Origin of the sequence: Micromonospora sp. NPDC126480, assembly GCF_040302465.1 — a bacterium.
Lineage (GTDB): Bacteria > Actinomycetota > Actinomycetes > Mycobacteriales > Micromonosporaceae > Micromonospora.
The window spans coordinates 101160-121796 of record NZ_JBEORU010000003.1; the positions used below are offsets into that span (position 1 = coordinate 101160).

The window sequence follows — 20637 nt, forward strand, 5'->3', positions numbered from 1 at the left end:
CCGGGTGGGACGCCCCCTTCTCCGTGCGGGTACGGGTGGCTCAGTGCACCGTCACCGTGGCGCCGCCGGTCAGGTCGCGTAGTTCCTCGGGCAACTCGGCGCCCATCTCCTCGGCGAGGCGGAGCGCCTCCTCGATGAGCGTCTCCACGATCTGCCCCTCCGGGACGGTCTTGATGACCTGGCCCTTCACGAAGATCTGGCCCTTGCCGTTGCCCGAGGCGACCCCCAGGTCCGCCTCGCGGGCCTCGCCGGGCCCGTTCACGACGCAGCCCATCACGGCGACCCGCAGCGGCACCGGCAGCCCTTCCAGGCCGGCGGTGACCTCCTCGGCGAGCTTGTAGACGTCCACCTGCGCGCGGCCGCAGGACGGGCAGGAAACGATCTCCAGGCCGCGCTCACGCAGGCCCAGCGACTCCAGGATCGCGGCGCCGACCTTGATCTCCTCGACCGGCGGGGCGGACAGCGACACCCGGATCGTGTCGCCGATCCCCTCGGCGAGCAGGGCGCCGAAGGCCACCGCCGACTTGATCGTGCCCTGGAACGCCGGGCCCGCCTCGGTGACGCCGAGGTGCAGCGGGTAGTCGCACTTCTCGGCGAGCAGCCGGTACGCCCGGATCATGACCACCGGGTCGTTGTGCTTGACCGAGATCTTGATGTCCCGGAAGCCGTGCTCCTCGAACAGCGAGCACTCCCACAGCGCCGATTCGACAAGCGCCTCCGCGGTGGCCTTGCCGTACTTGGCCAGCAGCCGCTTGTCCAGCGAGCCGGCGTTGACGCCGATCCGGATGGGCACGCCCGCATCGCCGGCGGCCTTGGCGATCTCCTTGACCTTGTCGTCGAACTGCCGGATGTTGCCCGGGTTCACCCGGACCGCCGCGCACCCGGCGTCGATCGCCGCGAAGACGTACTTCGGCTGGAAGTGGATGTCGGCGATGACCGGGATCTGCGACTTGCGCGCGATCGCCGGCAACGCCTCCACGTCGTCCTGGCTGGGCACGGCGACCCGGACGATCTGGCAGCCGGACGCGGTCAGCTCCGCGATCTGCTGGAGCGTGGAGTTGACGTCGGCGGTGAGCGTGGTGGTCATCGACTGCACGGACACCGGCGCGCCGCCGCCGACCGGAACCGAGCCGACCATGATCTGGCGGCTCGCCCGGCGGGGTGCGAGCGGCGGCGGCGGTACGGCGGGGATACCGAGACTGACAGCGGTCACTTCAGGCACTCACCTTGAGAAGAGCGTGATCGGGTTGACGACGTCCGCGGTGATGGTCAGCAACGTGAACGCGCCACCGATCAGGATCACCGCGTACGTGAAGGGCATGAGCTTGAAGTAGTCGACCCGGCCCGGGTCGGGTCGGCGCAGCCGCGCGTACACCCAGGACCGGGCCCGCTCGAACCAGGCGATGGCGATGTGACCGCCGTCCAGCGGGAGCAGCGGCAGCAGGTTGAACACGCCGATGAAGAAGTTCAGCGAGACGAAGAGCATGAAGAACAGCAGCCAGGCGTTGTTCTCCACCGCCTCGCCGCCGAGCCGGCTCGCGCCGACCACGCTGATCGGGGTGTCCACGTCGCGCTCGCCGCCGGTGATCGCGGTCCACAGCGCCGGGACCTTCTGCGGGATCCGCTTCATCGCCTCGTACGTGTTCACCGCCATCATCCCGGTGAAGTCGCCGGTCGCGCCGATCGCGGCGACCGGGCCGTACTCGATGCGGGTGGGCGTGCTGGGGACGAGCCCGACGCCGAGCGCGGCGACCGGCCCGACGGCGCCCTGCGGGTCGTCCAGCGGCGGGCGCTGGGTCTGCGCGAGGGTGGCGGTGGCGCTGCCCGGCTGGCCGTCCCGGACGTACGCGATCTGCGCCGTCTCCCCCGGCTTGAGCGCGCGCAGCGTGACGAGCAGGTCCCCGTAGCTGGCGACCGGCGTGCCGTTGACCGCGGTGATCCGGTCGCCGTCGCGCAGCTGGGCCTGGCCGGCCGGGCTGGCCGGGTCTGCCGGCGTGCAGGCCCGGGCGGCGTTCTCCGGCACGACGCAGTCGGCGACCTGGATCACCGCCGGCTCCTGCCGGACCTGCGCCTCGGTGCTCGGGAAGTTCGGGTTGGGCAGGCCGGCGGTGACCGCGATGACCCAGAGCGCAATCAGCGCCAGCGCGAAGTGGGTGGCCGAGCCGGCGGACATCACGATCGTCCGCTTCCAGACCGGATACCGCCACATGGCGCGGGGCTCGTCGGCCGGATCGACGTCGTCGTCCTGCGGGGTCATCCCGACGATCTTGCAGAAGCCGCCGAGCGGGATGCCCTTGAGTCCGTACTCCGTCTCGCCCCGCTTGAACGACCACAGGGTGGGGCCGAAGCCGACGAAGTACTTCGTCACCTTCATCTTGAAAGCCTTGGCGGTGAGCAGGTGCCCCGCCTCGTGCAGACTCACCGAGATCAGGATGGCGAGGGCGAACAGGGTCACCCCGAGCAGGTATGCCATCAAGCTCCTTCCACCGCCGCCTCGATGATCGCCTGCGCGTGCCGCCGGGCCCACGACTCGGCCGTCAGCACGTCCTCGACGGTACCTGGTTCGGTGAAGTCGGGAGCGTCGGCCAGCACGCGTTCCAGGGTGTCGACGATGCCGAGGAACGGCAGCCGCCCGGCCACGAACGCGGCGACACACTCCTCGTTTGCCGCGTTGTAGATCGCCGGCCGGCAGCGACCGGCCTCGCCGGCCGCCTTGGCCAGCGCGACCGCCGGGAACGCCTCGTCGTCCAGCGGCGCGAACTCCCAGGTGTGGCCGGCCGTCCAGTCGACCGCCGTGGCGGCCTCCGGCACCCGGTCCGGCCAGCCGAGGCCGAGGGCGATCGGCAGCCGCATGTCCGGCGGGCTGGCCTGGGCGATCGTGGAGCCGTCGGTGAACTCCACCATCGAGTGGATCACCGACTGGGGGTGCACCATGACGGTGATGTCGGCGTACGGCACGTCGAACAGCTCGTGCGCCTCGATCACCTCCAGGGCCTTGTTGACCATGGTCGCCGAGTTGATCGTGACAACCGGCCCCATGTTCCAGGTCGGGTGCGCGAGCGCCTGCTCGGGCGTCACCCGCGTCAGCTCCTCCCGGCGCCTCCCCCGGAACGGGCCGCCACTGGCGGTGACGACCAGCCGCCGTACCTCGCCCCGGGCCCCGCCGCGCAGGCACTGGGCGAGCGCCGAGTGCTCGGAGTCCACCGGGACGATCTGCCCCGGCCGCGCCGCCGCGGCCCGCACCAGCGGGCCGCCGGCCACCAGGGACTCCTTGTTGGCCAGCGCGAGGGTACGCCCGGCGCGCAGCGCGGCCAGCGTCGGCGCGAGCCCGAGCGAACCGACCACCCCGTTGAGTACGACGTCGCACGGCCACTGCGCCAGCTCGGTCATCGCGTCCGGCCCGGCGATGATCTTCGGGAGCTTGAAGTCGCCGCTGGCCCAGCCCCGGCGGCTCGCCTGCGCGTAGAAGGCGAGCTGGAGGTCCTGCGCCGCCGACGCCTTCGCCACGCCGACCGCCTCGACGCCGAGTTCGAGGGCCTGCGCGGCGAGCAGCTCGACGTTGCCGCCGCCGGCGCCCAGCGCGGCCACCCGGAACCGGTCCGGGTTGCGCCGCACGATGTCGATGGCCTGCGTACCGATCGAGCCGGTGGAGCCGAGCAGGACAAGGTCCCGGGGAGAAGTCACGCCGCCATTCTTCCCCAGGGGCGCGCTGCGCCCGCCGGGAGCCTCAGCCGACCGGCTGGGTCATCGTGAAGGTGCTGCCCCGCTAGGTCAACTCGTGTTCCTTGAAAGCGGGGTGTCACCGATCGACGGACAACCCGACATCCAGGATGCGGAGTGGTTCTTGAGATGCGGTGCGCAACCGGCCGGCCGGGGGACGGGTGACTGGTCCGAACCGGGGGCCGGGACACCCTCGTCGCAGGTCAGGCGGGGTCGACGGTGGGCCGCCGGACGACCGGGTGTCGGATGTACGACCCGCCCCGCAGGCCCTCCTCGGGGCCGGCGAGCCCACCGAGGGTGCCGGACGACCGCTCAGCTCGGCGGGGTGGCCAGCACGAACGTCTCCACCTCGGTGCCGCCGTACCAGTCGGTGCGCCGGCCCACGTACGTCATGCCGAGCCGGCGGCACACGGCCGTCGAACGGTCGTTGCCGGGCGTCACCACCGCGTAGATCTCCCGGCTGCCGGACGCGAACTCGCGGGCGAGCACCGCCCGGGCCGCCTCGGTGGCGTAGCCGTGGCCCCAGGAGTCCGGGTGCAGGTGCCAGCCGACCTCGATATCCTCGGTCGGGGTCACGCCGTCGGCACCCGGCAGGGGCTTGAGCAGGACGCTCCCGGCGACCACCCCGCTCCCGCGCACCTCGATCGCCCAGAGGCCGTACCGGCCGTCGTACCGGGCGTAGCGCTCCCGCCAGGCGGTCACCCGCTCGGCGGCCTGCGCCGGGTCGGTCAGGACGCCCGAGCCCCCACCCAACCAGCGCATGACCTCGTCGCGGGAGTAGATGTCGTAGATCCGGGCCAGGTCGGCCGGGGAGTCGCTCCACTCCCGGATCACCAGGCGGTCGGTCGTGACTACGGTCATGGTCGGCGATCCTATGACTGAGCGGCGGGCCGGCGGGGAACTGGAACGCGATGGGCGGCGGATGGCAGCGGGTGAAGCGGATCGCCCGTGCCGCCTTCCGGCCGGTACGGGGACGCGACCTGTCGCTGCACGCCGCCGCGATCACGTTCTACGGCGCGATCGCCGTGGTGCCCGTGGCGCTGCTGGCCGTCTGGCTCACCTCGCTGGTGGCGGGAGCCGACCGGGTGCGCCGGCTCACGTCGTACGCGGTGCAGACGCTGCCGGGCGAGATCGGCGCGCCCCACGCGGTGGCCGCGCTGGTCGAGGCCGGGGTGAACCTCACGCCGGTGCTCGCGCTCGCGTCGCTGCTGCCGGCGTCGCTGTACGGCGAAGGGCTGCGCCGGGCGTTCGTGTCGGTGGCCTACGCGCGCCACGGCGAGTCGCTTGTCGGCTGGCGGGGGCGGCTGCTGCTGCTTCCGCTGCTGGCGCCCGCCCCCGCCCTGCTGCTGTCGATCCTGCTCGCGCTCCCCACCACCACCGGGCTGGTGCGCCGGGGCGGCTGGCTGGGCGCCCTCGGCGTGGTGCTGTCCTTCCTCGCGGTCTGGCTGGTGCTCACCCCCGTGTTGGTGTGGGTGTTCCGGGTGGTCGGGCCGGCCTCGCCGGACTGGCTGTCCACCCTCGCCGTGGGGTCGTTCACGGCGGCGAACCTGTCCGGGTTCCTGCACGGCTTCGTGCTCTTCGCGTCGCTCCCGATCGACCTGGGGGTGCCGTTCGGCGGCTTCACCGAGATCGGGGCCGGGGTGGCCGTCCTGTTGTGGCTCTATCTGTTCCACGTGATCGTCCTGGCCGGCTACTCGGCCACCCTGGCCCTGTCCCGCTGGCGCACCCGCCGGAACGGTCAGCGCCGGAAGGGGCCTCGGACCTCGTAGGTCACGCCGGCGCTGCCGGTCCGCTCGCCGGTCGTGCCGCGCTGGGAGCTGAAGTAGAGGCGGGTGCCGTCCGGGGAGAACGCCGGGCCGGTGATCTCGGACTCGGGGTGCCCGTGCAGGCGGAGGAACGGGGCGACCACACCCGCCGGGGTGATCACGCAGATCTCCATGTTGCCGCCGTCCTCGGCGACGTAGAGATCCCCGCCCGGCGTGCCGGTGATGTTGTCCACCCCGGTCAGCGGGGCCGCCCCGGCGGGCACCAGCGAGTCGTCGTACGCGAGGTCGATGCGCTGGTTGACCGCGTCGTACGCCCAGACCCGGTTGTCACCCTTGGTGGTGAACCAGCAGGTGCCCCGGTCGTACCAGCAGCCCTCACCGCCGTCGAAGTGCTTCGCGGCGCCGACCTGCCACCGGGTGAAGATCGGGAAGCCGTCCCGGTCCGGGACGTCCCGCCAGGTCACCGGCCCGGCCGTCTGGTCGGCCGGGGCGCAGAGCACCTGCAGCCGGCCGGTACGCAGGTCGCCCCAGGTGTCCGGGATGAACCGGTAGAAGCACCCGTCGTCCTCGTCCTCGGTCAGGTACACCACCCGCCGGTCCGGGTCGCAGGCGGCCGCCTCGTGCGTGAAGCGGCCCATCCGGGTGCGCTCCTCCCCCGGCCGGCTGCCGTCCGGCCAGGTCTCGAAGACCCGCCCGAGCGGCACCTCCTCGCAGGACAGCCAGGTGCCCCAGGGCGTCGCCCCGCCGGCACAGTTGACGTTCGTGCCGCCGAGGATCCGGTACGCGGCGGCGATCGAGCCGTCCGACCGGAAGCGCACCGCCGACGCGCCTCCGACCAGCGGGATCTCCGAGTTGGACACGTAGATCCAGCCGTCTCCGGCCGGGAAGCAGGCCCCGCCGTCCGGCGCGAAGTGCCACCGGTAGCCGGCGACGAGCTGGCCGGAGCGGGCGATCACCCGGCTGGTGAAGCCGGCGGGCAGCTGGAGGCCGTTGGCGTCGGCGGCGAGCAGCTCGCCGTACGGGCCGGGGCCGGGCTGGGCGGGGGCGGCCAGTGCGGCGCCGGCCCACAGGCTGCCGGCGAAGGCGGCGCCACCGGCGACGGTGGCGCGCAGGACGGTACGACGGTCCATCGGACAACCTCCCGGGGCTTCACGGTCGATGCCCCGTCGACGTTAGGGCCGACGAGGCATCGATGGAAGCCACTATTCGGTGAACGCGGGATGACGCACCGCTCCCCGCCACCCACCGCCGCGCCCCGTCGTCGATCAGGACGGCGCAGCGGTCCGGCCCGGCGCGGTCGCGCCGACAACTTCATGATCGACGGGGTGGCGGTGGGACCGGGGCACGTTAGGGTTCCGGTATGGGTGTTGAGCAGGGGGTTCCCGCGCGGGCCGACGTGGTCGTGGTGGGTGCGGGACACAACGGGCTGGTGTCGGCGATCCTGCTGGCGCGGGCCGGGCTGGACGTGCTCGTGCTGGAGGCCGCCGACGTGATCGGCGGCGCGACACGCACCGAGACGCCGTTCCCGAAGGTGCCGGGGCTGCGGCACTCCACCGGGTCGTACCTGCTCGGGCTGATGCCACCGGAGCTGCTCGCCACGCTCGACGTCCGGATCCCGGTGCTGCGCCGCGACCCGCACTACTTCCTGCCCACCCCCGGCGGGCTCGGCTCGCCGTACCTGCTCTTCGGCAGCGACACGGCCGCGACCCGCAAGCAGCTCGCGGAGTTCTTCTCCCCCGCCGACGTGGCCGCCGACGACGCGCTCCAGGCCGAGTTGGCCGCCCTGCGCGAGGACCTGGCACCCGCCTGGCTGGCCGAGCCGATGCCGGTCGAGGAGACCGCCGAGCGGTACGTCCGGCCGGCGCTGCGGCAGGCCTTCGTCGACCTGGTCCGCGGCTCGGTCGCCGACCACCTGGCCCGCTTCGAGTTCCGCTCCGAGCTGCTGGTCAGCATGTACGCCGTCACCGACGGGCTGTCCGGGCTGAACGCCGGCCCCGACGACCCCGGCACCGGGCACAACTTCCTGGTGCACAACATGTGCCGGCTGCCCGGCTCGGACGGCACCTGGATGATCGCCGAGGGCGGGATGGGCACCGTCTCCCGGACCTTCGCCGACGCCGCGCGCGCCGCCGGCGCCACCATCCTCGCCGGCACGCCGGTCACCGCGATCACCCTCGACGGCGACGCCGCGTCCGGGGTGGTGCTCACCGACGGGCGGGAGGTCGAAGCGTCCGTGGTGCTGGGCGCCTGCGACCCGTACCGGCTGATGGAGCTGCTGCCCGACGGCGCGCTCCCGGCGCCGCTCACCGAGCGGATGGCGGCGGTCCGTCGTCCCGGTACCACGCTGAAGGTCAACCTGGCGCTGACCGGGCTGCCCCGCTTCTCCTGCCTGCCGGCGGACGCGCCCAGCCCGTTCGGGTCGACGATCCACCTGCTGCCCGGCTCGGCGTCCCTCTGCGAAGGCGGGGGCGGCGAGGCGCCGATGGCGGCGCTGCGGGCGATGTGGGCCGACGTGCAGGCCGGGCGGCTGCCGGCGGAGCCGACCATCGAGTGGTACCTGCACACGACCGTGGACCCGTCGCTCTCCGACGCCGCCGGGCACCACTCGTCCGCGCTGTTCGTGCAGTCGGTGCCGTACGAGCTGACCGGCACCACCTGGGACGAGGCGCTGCCCGGGTACGTGGACCGGCTGGTGGCGATCTGCGAACGGTACGCGCCGGGCACCGGCGACCTGATCGCCGACGTCGTGCCGCTGACCCCGGCGGGCATCGAGGCGCACTTCGGCATCACCGGCGGGCACATCCACCACGTCGACAACACGGTCTCGTTCGACGACCGGATGCCGTACGCCACCGGCGTCGACGGCGTGTACGCGGGCAGCGCCGGCTGCCACCCCGCGGGCAGCGTCATCGGCGCGGCGGGCCACAACGCCGCCCAACGCATCCTCGCCGACCTCGGCCGGTAAGGAAGGGCCCCCTGTTAACGCCTCCGGTAGAGGAAGGGCCCCCTCTTAACACTTCGGTCGGGCCGCCTAGCGGGGTAGGTCGCCGGGCCGACGGATCAGGGTGAGGCCGATGAGAACGAGGTACAGGACGAGGCTGAGGATCGGGTCGACGAAGACGAAGGCGAACGCGATCAGGTAGAGCAGCGGGCGCAGCCGCAGCCGCCAAGCGATCGCCCGGCCCAGCCGGGGATCCAGCTCGGCATGGAGCAGCCGACGCCGCCGGGCCCACCACCAGCTCAGGTTGAAGGAAACCGACTCGCCGAGCACCGTGCCGAAGTAGAGGGCCGCGGTCAGCCGCTGCTCGGTGGGGCTGCCGCGCAGATTGTCCGCGAGCATGTCCGCGGTGAACGGGATCGTGGCGACGAAGAGCAGCTGGAGCAGGTTGAACACGAGCAGCATCTGATCCACCCGGACCACGTACCGCCACATGTTGTGGTGCCCGAGCCAGATCTGCCCGGCGATCCCGAAGGTGATGACGTACGCCAGGTAGGCCGGCCAGGCGTGGACGAGGGCGTCCGGCAGCTCCCGTCCGGACGCCCGGGCCGGGCCGTTCTGAAGCAGCTCGACGGCCATCACGGTCACCACGACCGCGAAGATCCCGTCGCTGAAGGTCTCCACGCGGGACGCGTCCCGGTCCATCTCCCGGCCGGGCCCGTACCGGTACTCCCTCTCGCCCTCCCCCGCGGCCCCCGTCACACCCCGGCCGTCAGCTGAGCGCTTCGCCGGCCGGGGCGGGAGCCTGCTCGTCGACCCGGTGGGCGCGGATCTTGTGGCCCACGCTGGTCAGGCAGCGCCCGCTGGCCAGGTCGAACCGCCAGCCGTGCAGCTGGCAGGTGAGCTGGTCACCCTCCACGATGCCGAACCGGCTCAGGTCCGCCTTCAGGTGCGGGCAACGCCGCTGCACCACCCAGTCGTCGATGGTGATGTCCTCGGCGTCGACGGCCCGCTCGTGCTCGTCGTACCAGCCCTCGGAGTACTGCAGGCGCTCCTCGGACAGGCACTTGAAGAACGAGTAGACGAACTCGTTGTACTGACCGATCCGCGCCGCCGAGAAGCGGCAGGACAGGAAGAGCGAGTTGACCCAGTCGACCTCGCCGATGTGCAGCAGGTGCTCGACCAGCGCCCGGTCGGTGCGGAACCGGTAGCGCACCTTCTCGTCCGCGTACGGGCGCACCTGCTTGCCCGGGAAGTCCACCACGATCGACTCGACGCTCTCGCCGTCGTAGCCCACCAGGTCGAAGCGGACCGGGCCACCGACCCCCTTGGCGATGTAGATCGACTCGTCCAGCAGCGGCTCGATGCGGCGCTGCATCTCCTTCAGGACGTCGACCTCCGGGTGCCGCCAGGACGCCTTCTCGGCCTCGATGATCGGGCGCTTGCGCTCCCGCATCTCCTCCAGGTGGGCGACCTTGTTCGCGAAGAACTCCTCCACCGGCACGGGGTGGACGGTCGCGCACGACTCCGTGGTGATCTCGGCGACGCTGCCGGGCAGCAGCACCACGCCGTTGGTGCCGCCGACCTTCGCGTACTCCGAGATGAAGACCGACTGGTCGGGGAAGATGTTGCCCTCGTCGCCGTGGATGTCGTTGAACTGCCACAGCGAGTCGTCGAGGAAGCACGGCGGCCCGGCGATCGGAAAGACGTGGTCGGCCTTCAGGTCGTTGATGTACCGCCAGGTGCGGTCGAACTGCCGCTCCCGCTTCTGCTTGCCGAACGCCGTCTTCGCCGCCTGCGGCAGCTCGTACACCATCGGGTACCAGATGGCGCCGGAGAACTGCAGCATGTGCGCGTGCACGTGACCCAGCTCGGCGAAGACGCTCAGGTCGGTGGGGCGCGCGTCGTTCTGGTTGAGCAGCCGTACGCCGTCGTGCTCCACCCACAGCGACGAGTCGCCGATCGGGCCGTCGGTCGGGCTGGTCAGCGCCTGGATCATCACCTTCAGGCCGCCGTCGAGCTCGACGACCTCCTCGTTCGGCGCCTTCAGGAACTTCGTGAAGCCCAGCTCCCGCAGCTCGTCCTCCATCTCGGAGGTGGGGAAGGCGGGCAGCAGCACGGTGGCCTTCTTCGACACGTACCGCTTGAGGTGCGCCGCGTCGAAGTGGTCCCGGTGCAGGTGCGAGACGTAGAGGTAGTCGACGTCGCCGAGGGTGTCCCAGTCGAGCTGGGAGTTGTCGGGGAACGGGAACCACGAGGCGAAGTACGCCGGATTGACCCACGGGTCGCACAGGATGCTGCCCGCGGGCGTGTCGATCCGCATGCTGGCGTGCCCGGTACCGGTCACTCGCACCGCAGTTCCCCCTCAAAACGACGAACAAGGTGTACGCCGAAACGCTACCGGAGCCCGTCGGACCACCGCCCGCCGACGCCGGGAGTCCGGCACACCAGCCCGCCGGAGGTGGCCGGCCGCAGCTCAGCGGCCGGCCGGCGACTCGCCGTCGGGCACCTCGGGGGTCCAGGAACGCCACTCCGGCGCGCCGCCCCGCCAGGCCTCCAGCAGCCCGGGGATCTCCTCCGGCGGCGCGGCGAGGCTCACCCGCTGCTCGCCGTGCACGACGTGGTCGGGGTCGCTGGCGACGCTGCCCTCGCTGCAGCAGGCGCAGATCGCCCGTACGCCGCTCGCCGGCTCGGCCCCGTAGCCCCGCTCGGTGAAGACGGCGACGAGGGCGTGCACGTCGTCGGCGGTGGCGGCCCGCACCTGGACGCTGGTGGTCGGCAGCGGGGACTCCCGCCACAGCAGCAGCTCGTCGAAGACGGGAAAGCTGCGGCCGTCGACCTCGCGCTCGCCGTTCGGGGCGCCGTCGTGCACGACGATCTCCTTGAACCGGCGGCCCGACTCCGGCGTGGGCACGTTGAGCACCTCCGCCCGGGCGGGGCACAACCGGCGGGCCCAGACAACCTCGCCCCGACCGGCCGGGTCGAGCCGCACCGGGGTCACCCCGAGGTCCTCGACGATCTCGCCCTCGCCGTCGGCGAGCGGGAGCCCGTACCCCCGCCAGGCGTCCCGCGCGGTGGCCCAGTCGCCCATGATCGTCGCGGCGATGCCCAGGTTCCAGAACGCCGGGTCCTCGGTCCCGCGCTCGGCGCGGGCCGCCGCCTCCCGGCCAAGCTCGTACGCCCTGGCCCAGTTCCGCAGGAACTTGTGGGCGAGGGCGGCGTCGTACCACCAGACGCCGGCATGGCGGTGCTCGGGGTGCCGGCGGGCCAGCGCCTCCAGCGCCTCCGCGGCGACCGGCCAGTTCCGGGCGTCCCACGCCTCGTAGGCACGCTTGAGCAGGTTGCGGTCGTCGGCGTCCGGCATGGCCTGTTCCTCAGGTGGTCGGACCCAGCGCCGGGCCCGGTGCGGGGCGTGCCAGACTAACCGGAGATCCGATCGCGAGGGAAGGACCGACAGTGGCAGGAAGCGAGCCCGTTACCGCTCCGGACCAGCACAAGCCGGGGCACCGCAAGTCCGGGCGGATCGGCGCGGTTGTCGTCGCGCTGGCGCTGCTGGCGATGCTCTGCGGCAACCACGAGGGCAGGGTCGAGGATCTCTGGTTGGTCGGCCTCGCCGTCCTGTTGCTGGCCATCGTCATCGGCGACGTCGTGCTGCGGCGCAACGGGCTGCGGTCGTAGGTCCGCGGCCCCGGCGACGCAGGAGGGCCCGCTCCCGGCCGGGAGCGGGCCCTCCCACGTACGCGGTCAGCGGCCGAGCAGGATGTCCTGTACGTCCTTGAGAGCGGCGTCGACCTCCGCCTCGAAGTAGCCGCCCTGCACCAGGCCGAAGCGCAGCGTGTCCAGGTCACGAGGGTTCACCGGCATCTGGTTGCGGCCCTGCATCCCGCCGAGCAGGCTCTCGAAGAACCGGTCGACCTGGTCCGGGTCGTACCCGCTGCCGAAGCGCCGCACCTGGAAGCTGCGCCGGATCTGGTCGACCCGGTACAGGTCGCTGCCGGGCGGTCCGGCCATGGGCGGACCGGCCATCGCGGGCGGGCCGGGCACGGCCGGCGGGCCACCCACCGGGCCACCGCCGAAGCCGCCCTGCGGCTGGGAGGGCGGGCCAGCCATGCCGCGACCCCGGTCGGGCATCCGGAACTCGGCCGTCATGTCTGCGTGTCCGTGCCGGCCGGCCTCAAAGCCGTCGAACCGCTGCTCGTCCCCGTAGCCGCCGGGACCGGCCGGCAGGCCGCGCGGCGGGCCGCCGTGGCCCATCGGCGCACCCGGGCCGCCCGGGCCACCCGGGCCGCGCGGCGGCTCGTAGCCGCCCCGGGGTGCGTCGTAGCCACCGGCGAAGGCGCCGGTCGGCTCGTCGTACCGGCCGTAGCGGTCGGGCGGGCCGGGCTGCGCCGGCATGACCCGCGGCGGCATCGGCTGCGGCACCGGCGACATGCCGCGCTCGTCGCGCATCGGCGGGCCCATGCGCTCCGGCGGGCCGAGCCGGTCGGCCATCCTGGGGTCGCGGCCGGCCATGCCACTGCGCTCCTCCAGCTCGGCGAGCTGCCGCTCGACCCGGTCGAGGTGCAGGTCGACCTGCCACTCGTCGTAGCCGTTGAACCGGACCCGGAAGACGACGTCGTGGACCTCCTGCGAGGACACGGGCGCGCCCACCGGCTGCCCGGCCAGCGTGGCCTCGACGCGGTCGAGGAAGGCGTCCACCTCGTCGACCTTGTATCCCCGGCGCAGCGCCTTGCGCCGGAAACGCTGACCCTGACTCGCCACTATGTCTCCTGGTCTCGTTCGCTACGCCGGGTCACGGTGTCTCCCCGGTCCCAACGGTCTCACTGCCCTCCGTGGCGGCGAGCTGACCACACGCCCCGTCGATCTCGCGCCCCCGGGTGTCGCGCACCGTCGTCGACACCCCGGCGTCGCGCAACCGCCGGACGAACTCCCGCTCGACCGGCTTCGGGCTCGCGTCCCAGCGGCTGCCCGGAGTGGGGTTGAGCGGGATCAGGTTCACGTGGGCCAGCTTGCCGGCCAACAGCCGCCCGAGCAGGTCGGCTCTCCACGGCTGGTCGTTCACGTCCTTGATCATCGCGTATTCGATCGATACACGACGTCCCGTGCGGGCCCCGTACTCCCAGGCCGCATCCAGCACCTCGGACACCTTCCACCGCTGGTTGACGGGCACGAGTTCGTCGCGCAGCTCATCATCGGGGGCATGCAGCGACAACGCAAGGGTCACTGAGAGGTCTTCGCTGGCCAGTCGGCGGATGGCCGGTACCAGGCCGACTGTGGAAACGGTGATGTGGCGCTGGGAGAGGCCCAGTCCCTCGGGGGCCGGCGCGACCAGCCGCCGGATGGCCGCCAGGACCCGGTTGTAGTTGGCAAGCGGCTCGCCCATGCCCATGAACACCACGTGCGACAGGCGGGGCGGGGATCCCGCGACCGCTCCGGAGGCGGCCACGCCGGCCAGGTAGACCGCCTGGTCGACGATCTCCGCGGTGGAGAGGTTGCGGGTCAGGCCGGCCTGGCCGGTCGCGCAGAACGGGCACGCCATCCCGCAGCCCGCCTGGCTGGAGATGCAGACCGTGACCCGGTCCGGGTAGCCCATCAGCACGCTCTCGACCAGGGAGCCGTCGTGCAGCCGCCAGAGGGCCTTGCGGGTGGCGCCGTCGTCGCACGCCAGCTCCCGCACCGGGGTCAGCAGCGTGGGCAGCAGCTGCCCGGCGAGCTTCTCCCGGGTGGCCGCCGGCAGGTCGGTCATCTGCCGGGGATCCCGGACGAGCCGGCCGAAGTAGTGGGTCGACACCTGCCGGGCCCGGAACCGTGGCTCGCCCAGCTCGGCGACCAGCGCCTGGCGGCCGGCGAGGTCGAGATCGGCGAGATGCTGCGGAGGCATCGCCGCACGGCGTGCGGGGGCGTCGAGGTTGACCGGGGTCAGGGGCAGGCTCGTCATGGCGGGTCCAGTCTGTCACGCCCGGACCGGGACGCACCCGTCCGGAGGTGCCGAATCCTGCCCGACCGCACGGACGAGGACACCAGCGGAGGGTGATTCACGACTCAGCCCGCCACCGGGGCGAAGACCGCGAGCAGCAGGTACGCCGTCGGCAGGGCGAAGAGGACCGAGTCGAGCCGGTCCATCAGGCCGCCGTGCCCGGGGAGGAGGTTGCTCATGTCCTTCACGCCCAGGTCCCGCTTGAGCATGGACTCGGCGAGGTCGCCGATGACGGCCGCGGCCGAGACCGCCACGCCGAACAGCGCGCCCCACCAGGGCGCGACGTCGAAGAGCAGCCAGATCAGCAGGGCGCTGCCCAGCGCCGCCGCCCCGAGCGACCCGGCCAAGCCCTCCCAGGACTTCTTCGGGCTGATCGTCGGGGCCATCGGGTGCCGGCCGAAGTTGACGCCGGCCGCGTACCCCCCGGTGTCGGAGAGCGCCACCGCGACCAGGGTCACCAGCACCCGCAGCGGCCCGTCGTCCGGCGCGGCGGTGAGCAGCGCGGCGAAACCGCCCAGGAACGGCACGTAGACGGCGATGAGGGCGGCCGCGGTGACGTCCCGCCGGAACCCGGCCGGCCCGTCGCCCAGGCGCCACACCAGCGTGCCGAGCAGTGTGACGGCCAGGCCGAGGGTGAGCGCGTCGGGCCCGGCGAACCAGGCCAGCCCGACCGTGAGCACACCACCGGCGATCAACGGGACCAGGGGCGGGTGCGCGCCGGCGCGGCCGACGGCCCGCGCCGTCTCCCAGCAGCCGACGGCCACCGCGCCAGCGATGACCAGCAGGAAGGCCGGCGGGTACAGGAAGAGCGGCACGAGGATCAGGGCACCGAGCGCGACCCCGACACCGATCGCCGCCGGCAGGTTACGGCCGGCCCGCCCGGACGGCTGCCGCGCCGCGGCGCCGGTGGCCCGGCGCCGTCCCGGCTGGCGGCGGCCCCGGGGCGGCTCCTGCCCGGCCGGGGTCGCGTCGTCCCGCACCGGTTCGAGCTGGGTCGTCGGGTACTCCGAGCCGGCCGGGTCGTCCCGGACCGGCTCCAACTGCGCGGTCGGGTAGTCGGCGTCCTCGTCGGGGCCGCGGTGGCCGTTGCGCCCGTTCACCGGGGCCCGCCGGTCGGCATACGCCGGGTCGCCCGGCTCGCGGAACCGGCCCGTGCCACCGGGGGCGTGGCCCGGGTAGGCCGCACCGGTGTCGGCGGGCGGGCCGGTGCGCGGGTCGGCGTAGTGGTCGGGTGCGACGGCGGAGCCGTTGGTCCACGACCCGGGCTCGAGGTCCCGGTCCGGCCAGGGCAGGGCGGGGGCGGGCCGGTCCGGCCGCTCCCAGTTGCGGGGTTCGGCGCTGCCGTAGGGGTCGACGGAGGACATCACGCACCGGTGGGGCGGGACACGGAACCGACGACCAGACGCACAACCAAGACCATTCCCCTACCCGAGTGACCTTCCTCCGGTTGACCGGCCCGTAAACCGGTCGATCCCCGCCGTTCACCGCCGGGTGGCCCGGGAATCGTGCCGAGCCTACTGCACCCGCCGCCGGGGCACCCGGGACCGTTGGCGGGCCGACCGGACCGCTACGGGCCGGACCGGCGGTTACGTCGAAGCGGCACCGGCGCACGCCCCGCACCCGGGTCGTGGGCCGGTGCCGCTTCGGCGACCGGGCGTCGAGGTCAGACCTCGAGCAGCTCCGCTTCCTTGTGCTTGACCAGTTCGTCGACGGTGGCGACGAAGCGGTGGGTCAGGTCGTCCAGTTCCTTCTCGGCGCGGCGTCCCTCGTCCTCGCCGACCTCGCCGTCCTTGACCAGCCGGTCCAGCTCCTCCTTGGCCTTGCGGCGGATGTTGCGGACCGCCACCTTGGCCTCCTCGCCCTTGTGCCGGGCCACCTTGATCATCTCGCGGCGCCGCTCCTCGGTCATCTGCGGGAGCAGGATGCGCAGCTGGTTGCCCTCGTTGTTCGGGTTCACGCCGAGGTCGGAGTCGCGGATCGCCTTCTCCATGGCGTTGATCTGCGAGTTGTCGTACGGCTTGATGATGACCATGCGGGGCTCGGGCACGCCGATGGACGCCATCTGCGGCAGCGGGGTCGGGCTGCCGTAGTAGTCAATGATGATCTTGGAGAACATGGCGGCGTTGGCGCGACCCGTACGGATGGCGCCGAACTCCTCCTTGGCGTGCTCGATGGCACGCTCCATCTTCTCCTCGGCCTCGAGGAGGGTGTCGTCGATCACCGGTCTCCTCGCCTCCTTCTGTGCTCGTCGTGGCTGGTCGTGTCGGAGGACCGTCGAGGTCGGCTCGCTCAGGTGGTGATCAGGGTGCCGATCTTGTCGCCACCCACCGCCCGGATGATGGTGTCGTCGCCCTGGGCGCCGAAGACCAGCATCGGCAGGCCGTTCTCCATGCAGAGGCTGAAGGCCGCGGCGTCGGCGACCCGCAGGTTGCGGCGGAGCACCTCGGAGAAGGTGATCGAGTCGAACTTGCTGGCGGTCGGGTCGATGCGCGGATCGGCGGTGTAGACGCCGTCCACGCCGTTCTTGCTCATCAGCACCACGTCGGCCCGGATCTCCAGGGCGCGCTGGGCGGCGACGGTGTCGGTGGAGAAGTACGGCATGCCGGCGCCGGCGCCGAAGATCACCACCCGACCCTTCTCGAGGTGCCGGATGGCGCGCAGCGGGATGTACGGCTCGGCGACCTGGGCCATGGTGATGGCGCTCTGCACCCGGGTCTCGATGCCCTCCTTCTCCAGGAAGTCCTGAAGGGCGAGGCAGTTCATCACCGTGCCGAGCATGCCCATGTAGTCGGCCCGGGCCCGGTCCATGCCGCGCTTCTGCAGCTCGGCGCCGCGGAAGAAGTTGCCTCCCCCGACCACAACGGAGACCTGCACGCCGCGCCGGACCACTGTCGCGATCTGCCGGGCGATGGCCTGGACGACATCCGGGTCGACACCGATCGCGCCCCCGCCGAACACCTCGCCGGAGAGCTTCAGCACCACCCGGCGGGCCCGACCGGGAGGCGGCGCCGTCGGATCGTCCGCCGCCAGACTCCGGTCACTCACAACCTGCGTCATCCGCCCCGCCCTTCACCATGCGTGCGCCCCGCGCGCCGCGTACCGCGAAACTGCCGTGACCGACCCTATGTGACGAGGAGGCCGCGGTGCCTGACACGTACACCGGCGACCTCCTCGTCAAGATTCCCTCCCGCGGGCGGATTCACCCCCGCGGTGCGGCTCAGGCCTGGCCGACCTCGAACCGGACGAAGCGGGTGACCTCGATGCCGGCCTCGGCCAGCACCTGCCGCACCGTCTTCTTGTTGTCGGTGACCGACGCCTGCTCCAGCAGGACGTAGTCCTTGAAGAAGGAGTTGACCCGGCCCTCGACGATCTTCGGCAGCGCCGCCTCGGGCTTGTTCTCCTCGCGGGCGGTCTGCTCGGCGATGCGCCGCTCGGACTCGACGACCTCCGCCGGGACCTCGTCGCGGGTGAGGTACTGCGGCCGCATGGCGGCGATCTGCATGGCGGCGCCCCGCGCGTCGGCGTCGCCCGCCTCGTCGGTCTTGCCGGCGTACTGCACCAGCACGCCGACGGCCGGCGGCAGGTCCTGCGCCTTGCGGTGCAGGTAGACCGCGACGTTGCCGTCGACCTTGGCGAACCGGTTGAGCACCAGCTTCTCGCCGATCTTGGCCGACTGCTCCTGGACCAGGTCGGCGACGGTCCGGCCGTCGATCTCGGTGGCCAGCAGCTCCTCGGCGGTGCTCACGCCGCTGCGCTCACCGTGCTCGACCAGCTGCTGGGCCAGCGCGATGAAGCTGTCGTTCTTGGCGACGAAGTCGGTCTCGCAGTTGAGCTCCAGCAGCGCCTTGCCGGAGTGCGCGATGAGGCCGTTGGCGGCCGTCCGGCCGGCCCGCTTGCCGACGTCCTTGGCGCCCTTGACGCGCAGGATCTCGACGGCCTTGTCGAAGTCGCCCTCGGCCTCGGTCAGCGCCTTCTTGCTGTCCATCATGCCGGCGCCGGTGAGGTCGCGGAGCTTCTTGACGTCCGCGGCGGTGAAGTTGGACATGGCTCTCTCTTCGGTGTTGAGACTGCGGGTGGGATGGTCTGAGGTCCCGGTTTACCCGGATCCGGGCCGGATCTGCCCGGCCCGTCCGCCGCGCCCCGCCGCCCGGGCGGACCGGACGGCGGGACCGCGGCGCGGGGTCACTCCGCGGTGGCGGCCGCCGGCTGCTCGTCGCCCTTCTTCGGCTCCTCGAGCAGCTCGCGCTCCCACTCGGCCAGCGGCTCGTCGGCGGCGACACCCGCCTCCGGCTTCTCGTCGGTGCCCCGACGACGGCCGGAACGGGCGATCAGGCCGTCGGCGACGGCGGCGGCCACGACCTTGGTCAGCAGCTCGGCCGACCGGATCGCGTCGTCGTTGCCCGGGATCGGGTAGTCGACCTCGTCCGGGTCGCAGTTGGTGTCGAGGACCGCGATGACCGGGATGCCCAGCTTGCGGGCCTCGTCGACGGCGATGTGCTCCTTCTTGGTGTCGACCACCCAGATCGCGGCCGGGAGCTTCTGCATGTCCCGCAGGCCGCCGAGGGTACGGGTCAGCTTCTCCTTCTCGCGGGAGAGCTGCAGCGTCTCCTTCTTGGTGTAGCCGGCGGCGGTGCCGCTCAGGTCACCCAGCGCCTCCAGCTCCTTCATCCGCTGGAGCCGCTTGTACACCGTCTGGAAGTTGGTCAGCATGCCGCCGAGCCAGCGGTGGTTGACGTAGGGCTGGCCGACCCGGGTCGCCTGCTCGGCGATCGCCTCCTGGGCCTGCTTCTTGGTACCGACGAAGAGGATCGAGCCGCCCTCGGCGACCGTCCCGCGCACGAAGTCGTACGCCTTCTCGATGTAGTCGAGGGTCTGGCGCAGGTCGATGATGTAGATGCCGTTGCGCTCGGTGAAGATGAAGCGCTTCATCTTCGGGTTCCAGCGCCGGGTCTGGTGCCCGAAGTGGACACCGCTCTCCAGCAGCTGACGCATGGTCACGACGGCCATGGGGTACTCCTTGCGTCCCTGGTTGTCACGCCCGGCCGGCGGCCGGGCGTCCTGGCGCCCGGTCGCCGGCCATGGTGGGCCCGACCAAGATCGGGACCAGGGAGGCCGTCGCCCCACGACAGGGCGTGGAGAGGGCGCGCGAGGTCGACCGCACGAGGCGGTCGCCAGTCGACCAGTGTACGCCCCCTCCCGGCCACCCCGTGCCCGGGAGCAAGGAAGGGCCCCTTGTTAACGCCTGGCGTTGTAAAAGGGGCCCCTGTTAACACCTGGGGTCAGCCCACCGCGAGCGCCGCCGCGACGAAGAGCACCAGGCCGACGGTCAGGTAGGCGGTCGGCGGACGCAACCAGCCATCGGCCAGCGACAGCCCACCGGTACGCAGCCCGTACAGCCCCGTCGCGAAGATCGGCAGACCGCAGACCAGGAACGTTCCGGCGATCACGTTCGCCGCCGACACCGGATCCCCGGTCACCCCGGTGAGCAGCACCCGCAACGCCGGCACCTCGAAGACCAGCACCAGCAGGGCGAGCAGCGCCGCCAGCGCCGGTCGGCGGGTCCGGTAGACACCGTCGCCGGACGCCGGAGCCGGCAGCGCCCCGGGCGCCAGGTCACCCCGCGGCCCGACCGGTGGCATCGGCCCGGTCGGCAGCTCCAGCGGGTTCGGCGCCTCGGCGGCCGGACGGTTGGGCTCCGCCAGCGGGCGGTTGGGCTCCACGATCGGGTACCCGCCCAGCGGGCCCGCCGGCCGGGCCGGATCGGCGAGCGGACCGACCCCACCGAGCGCGTCGGCGCTGGAGGCCGACAACCCGTCGCGCGCCTCCCGGGAACGCCGCCCCGGCCGGTCGGCCGGGAGCTCGCCGGAGACCTCCGGGCTGGTCTCGGCCCGTCGCGACCGGCTCGATCGGTACGCGTCGGCCTCCGACCGGCCGTCCGCATAGCCGCCCACCGAGCTGAAGCGCCCCGAGTCGTCCTCGCCGATCCGGAACGCGCCGGAGTCCTCCGGGTTGGGAAACTGCCCCCGGCCGGGGTCCCCGTACCGGGCCTCCGCGCCGCCCTGCTCGGGCACGCGCAGGTCGTCCTCGCGGTACCGGCTCTCGCCCGCGCCGCGCCAGGTCGACTCCCCGTAACCCGGCTCCCGGTCAGCGGGATACCAACGCGACTCCTGATCTTCGGGAAAACTCCGTCGTCCGTCCACGCGGGCACCGTATGCGACCGGCCGCGAGCGCGCCAT

General features: G+C 72.5%; 19 protein-coding genes. 3 read left to right on the forward strand and 16 right to left on the reverse strand.

Features of this window, described 5'->3' with window-relative positions:
• Window positions 1-40: 40 nt before the first annotated feature.
• The 4 genes from ispG to ABTW87_RS03745 form a co-directional block, all read right to left on the reverse strand.
• The gene (ispG, locus tag ABTW87_RS03730) at window positions 41-1213 is read right to left on the reverse strand and encodes a flavodoxin-dependent (E)-4-hydroxy-3-methylbut-2-enyl-diphosphate synthase (RefSeq protein ID WP_350648201.1); all 1173 of its coding nucleotides are present in this window, start codon (window positions 1211-1213) and stop codon (window positions 41-43) included.
• Window positions 1214-1222: 9 nt separating this feature from the next.
• Window positions 1223-2473 (reverse strand): M50 family metallopeptidase, encoded by a 1251-nt coding sequence (locus ABTW87_RS03735; protein ID WP_350648203.1) that lies wholly within the window; start codon window positions 2471-2473, stop codon window positions 1223-1225.
• Window positions 2473-3684: a 1-deoxy-D-xylulose-5-phosphate reductoisomerase gene (gene dxr, locus ABTW87_RS03740; protein ID WP_350648205.1), complete on the reverse strand. Its 1212-nt coding sequence runs from the start codon at window positions 3682-3684 to the stop codon at window positions 2473-2475. Before dxr ends, ABTW87_RS03735 begins: the two co-directional genes overlap by 1 nt.
• 348 nt (window positions 3685-4032) lie before the next feature.
• On the reverse strand, window positions 4033-4581 hold the full coding sequence (locus ABTW87_RS03745; RefSeq protein WP_350648207.1) for a GNAT family N-acetyltransferase: 549 nt from the start codon (window positions 4579-4581) through the stop codon (window positions 4033-4035).
• Window positions 4582-4631: 50 nt separating this feature from the next.
• Between ABTW87_RS03745 and ABTW87_RS03750 the strand changes: the two genes are divergently transcribed.
• Window positions 4632-5489 carry a YhjD/YihY/BrkB family envelope integrity protein gene (locus ABTW87_RS03750; RefSeq protein ID WP_350648209.1) on the forward strand — a complete coding sequence of 286 codons (858 nt, stop codon included), beginning with the start codon at window positions 4632-4634 and terminating at the stop codon, window positions 5487-5489.
• On the opposite strand, the gene ABTW87_RS03755 is transcribed toward ABTW87_RS03750, so the two are convergent.
• Complete coding sequence (locus tag ABTW87_RS03755) at window positions 5459-6616, reverse strand: alkaline phosphatase PhoX (protein WP_350648211.1); 1158 nt, start codon at window positions 6614-6616, stop codon at window positions 5459-5461. The two genes, ABTW87_RS03750 and ABTW87_RS03755, sit on opposite strands and share 31 nt — an antisense overlap.
• A gap of 230 nt (window positions 6617-6846) precedes the next feature.
• Between ABTW87_RS03755 and ABTW87_RS03760 the strand changes: the two genes are divergently transcribed.
• Window positions 6847-8451, forward strand: coding sequence for a phytoene desaturase family protein (locus ABTW87_RS03760; RefSeq protein ID WP_350648213.1), 1605 nt, complete (start codon window positions 6847-6849; stop codon window positions 8449-8451).
• 66 nt (window positions 8452-8517) lie between these two features.
• On the opposite strand, the gene ABTW87_RS03765 is transcribed toward ABTW87_RS03760, so the two are convergent.
• The 3 genes from ABTW87_RS03765 to ABTW87_RS03775 all read right to left on the reverse strand — a co-directional run bounded on the left by ABTW87_RS03765 (window position 8518) and on the right by ABTW87_RS03775 (window position 11788).
• Window positions 8518-9129, reverse strand: a complete 612-nt coding sequence (locus ABTW87_RS03765) for a TMEM175 family protein (RefSeq protein WP_350648523.1) — start codon at window positions 9127-9129, stop codon at window positions 8518-8520.
• A 67-nt stretch (window positions 9130-9196) separates the two neighbouring features.
• Window positions 9197-10777 carry a Rieske 2Fe-2S domain-containing protein gene (locus ABTW87_RS03770; protein ID WP_350648215.1) on the reverse strand — a complete coding sequence of 527 codons (1581 nt, stop codon included), beginning with the start codon at window positions 10775-10777 and terminating at the stop codon, window positions 9197-9199.
• Between the two features lie 123 nt (window positions 10778-10900).
• Entirely contained in the window at window positions 10901-11788 is an 888-nt protein-coding gene (locus ABTW87_RS03775; RefSeq protein ID WP_350648217.1) for a hypothetical protein, read from the reverse strand.
• Window positions 11789-11880: 92 nt separating this feature from the next.
• Between ABTW87_RS03775 and ABTW87_RS03780 the strand changes: the two genes are divergently transcribed.
• Window positions 11881-12102, forward strand: coding sequence for a DUF2631 domain-containing protein (locus tag ABTW87_RS03780; RefSeq protein WP_350648219.1), 222 nt, complete (start codon window positions 11881-11883; stop codon window positions 12100-12102).
• Window positions 12103-12168: 66 nt separating this feature from the next.
• Here ABTW87_RS03780 and ABTW87_RS03785 read toward each other — a convergent pair whose 3' ends face one another.
• The 8 genes from ABTW87_RS03785 to ABTW87_RS03820 all read right to left on the reverse strand — a co-directional run bounded on the left by ABTW87_RS03785 (window position 12169) and on the right by ABTW87_RS03820 (window position 20637).
• Window positions 12169-13185 carry a DivIVA domain-containing protein gene (locus ABTW87_RS03785; protein ID WP_350648221.1) on the reverse strand — a complete coding sequence of 339 codons (1017 nt, stop codon included), beginning with the start codon at window positions 13183-13185 and terminating at the stop codon, window positions 12169-12171.
• 31 nt (window positions 13186-13216) lie between these two features.
• Window positions 13217-14362, reverse strand: coding sequence for a dual-specificity RNA methyltransferase RlmN (rlmN, locus tag ABTW87_RS03790; protein WP_350648222.1), 1146 nt, complete (start codon window positions 14360-14362; stop codon window positions 13217-13219).
• Between the two features lie 104 nt (window positions 14363-14466).
• Entirely contained in the window at window positions 14467-15765 is a 1299-nt protein-coding gene (locus ABTW87_RS03795; RefSeq protein WP_350648224.1) for a phosphatidate cytidylyltransferase, read from the reverse strand.
• 299 nt (window positions 15766-16064) lie between these two features.
• Window positions 16065-16622 (reverse strand): ribosome recycling factor, encoded by a 558-nt coding sequence (frr, locus tag ABTW87_RS03800; protein ID WP_155333591.1) that lies wholly within the window; start codon window positions 16620-16622, stop codon window positions 16065-16067.
• Window positions 16623-16690: 68 nt separating this feature from the next.
• Entirely contained in the window at window positions 16691-17458 is a 768-nt protein-coding gene (pyrH, locus tag ABTW87_RS03805; RefSeq protein ID WP_350648226.1) for a UMP kinase, read from the reverse strand.
• Between the two features lie 160 nt (window positions 17459-17618).
• Complete coding sequence (tsf, locus tag ABTW87_RS03810; protein ID WP_350648227.1) at window positions 17619-18446, reverse strand: translation elongation factor Ts; 828 nt, start codon at window positions 18444-18446, stop codon at window positions 17619-17621.
• 137 nt (window positions 18447-18583) lie between these two features.
• Complete coding sequence (gene rpsB, locus ABTW87_RS03815) at window positions 18584-19408, reverse strand: 30S ribosomal protein S2 (RefSeq protein ID WP_350648228.1); 825 nt, start codon at window positions 19406-19408, stop codon at window positions 18584-18586.
• A gap of 272 nt (window positions 19409-19680) precedes the next feature.
• Window positions 19681-20637, reverse strand: coding sequence for a hypothetical protein (locus tag ABTW87_RS03820; RefSeq protein WP_350648229.1), 957 nt, complete (start codon window positions 20635-20637; stop codon window positions 19681-19683).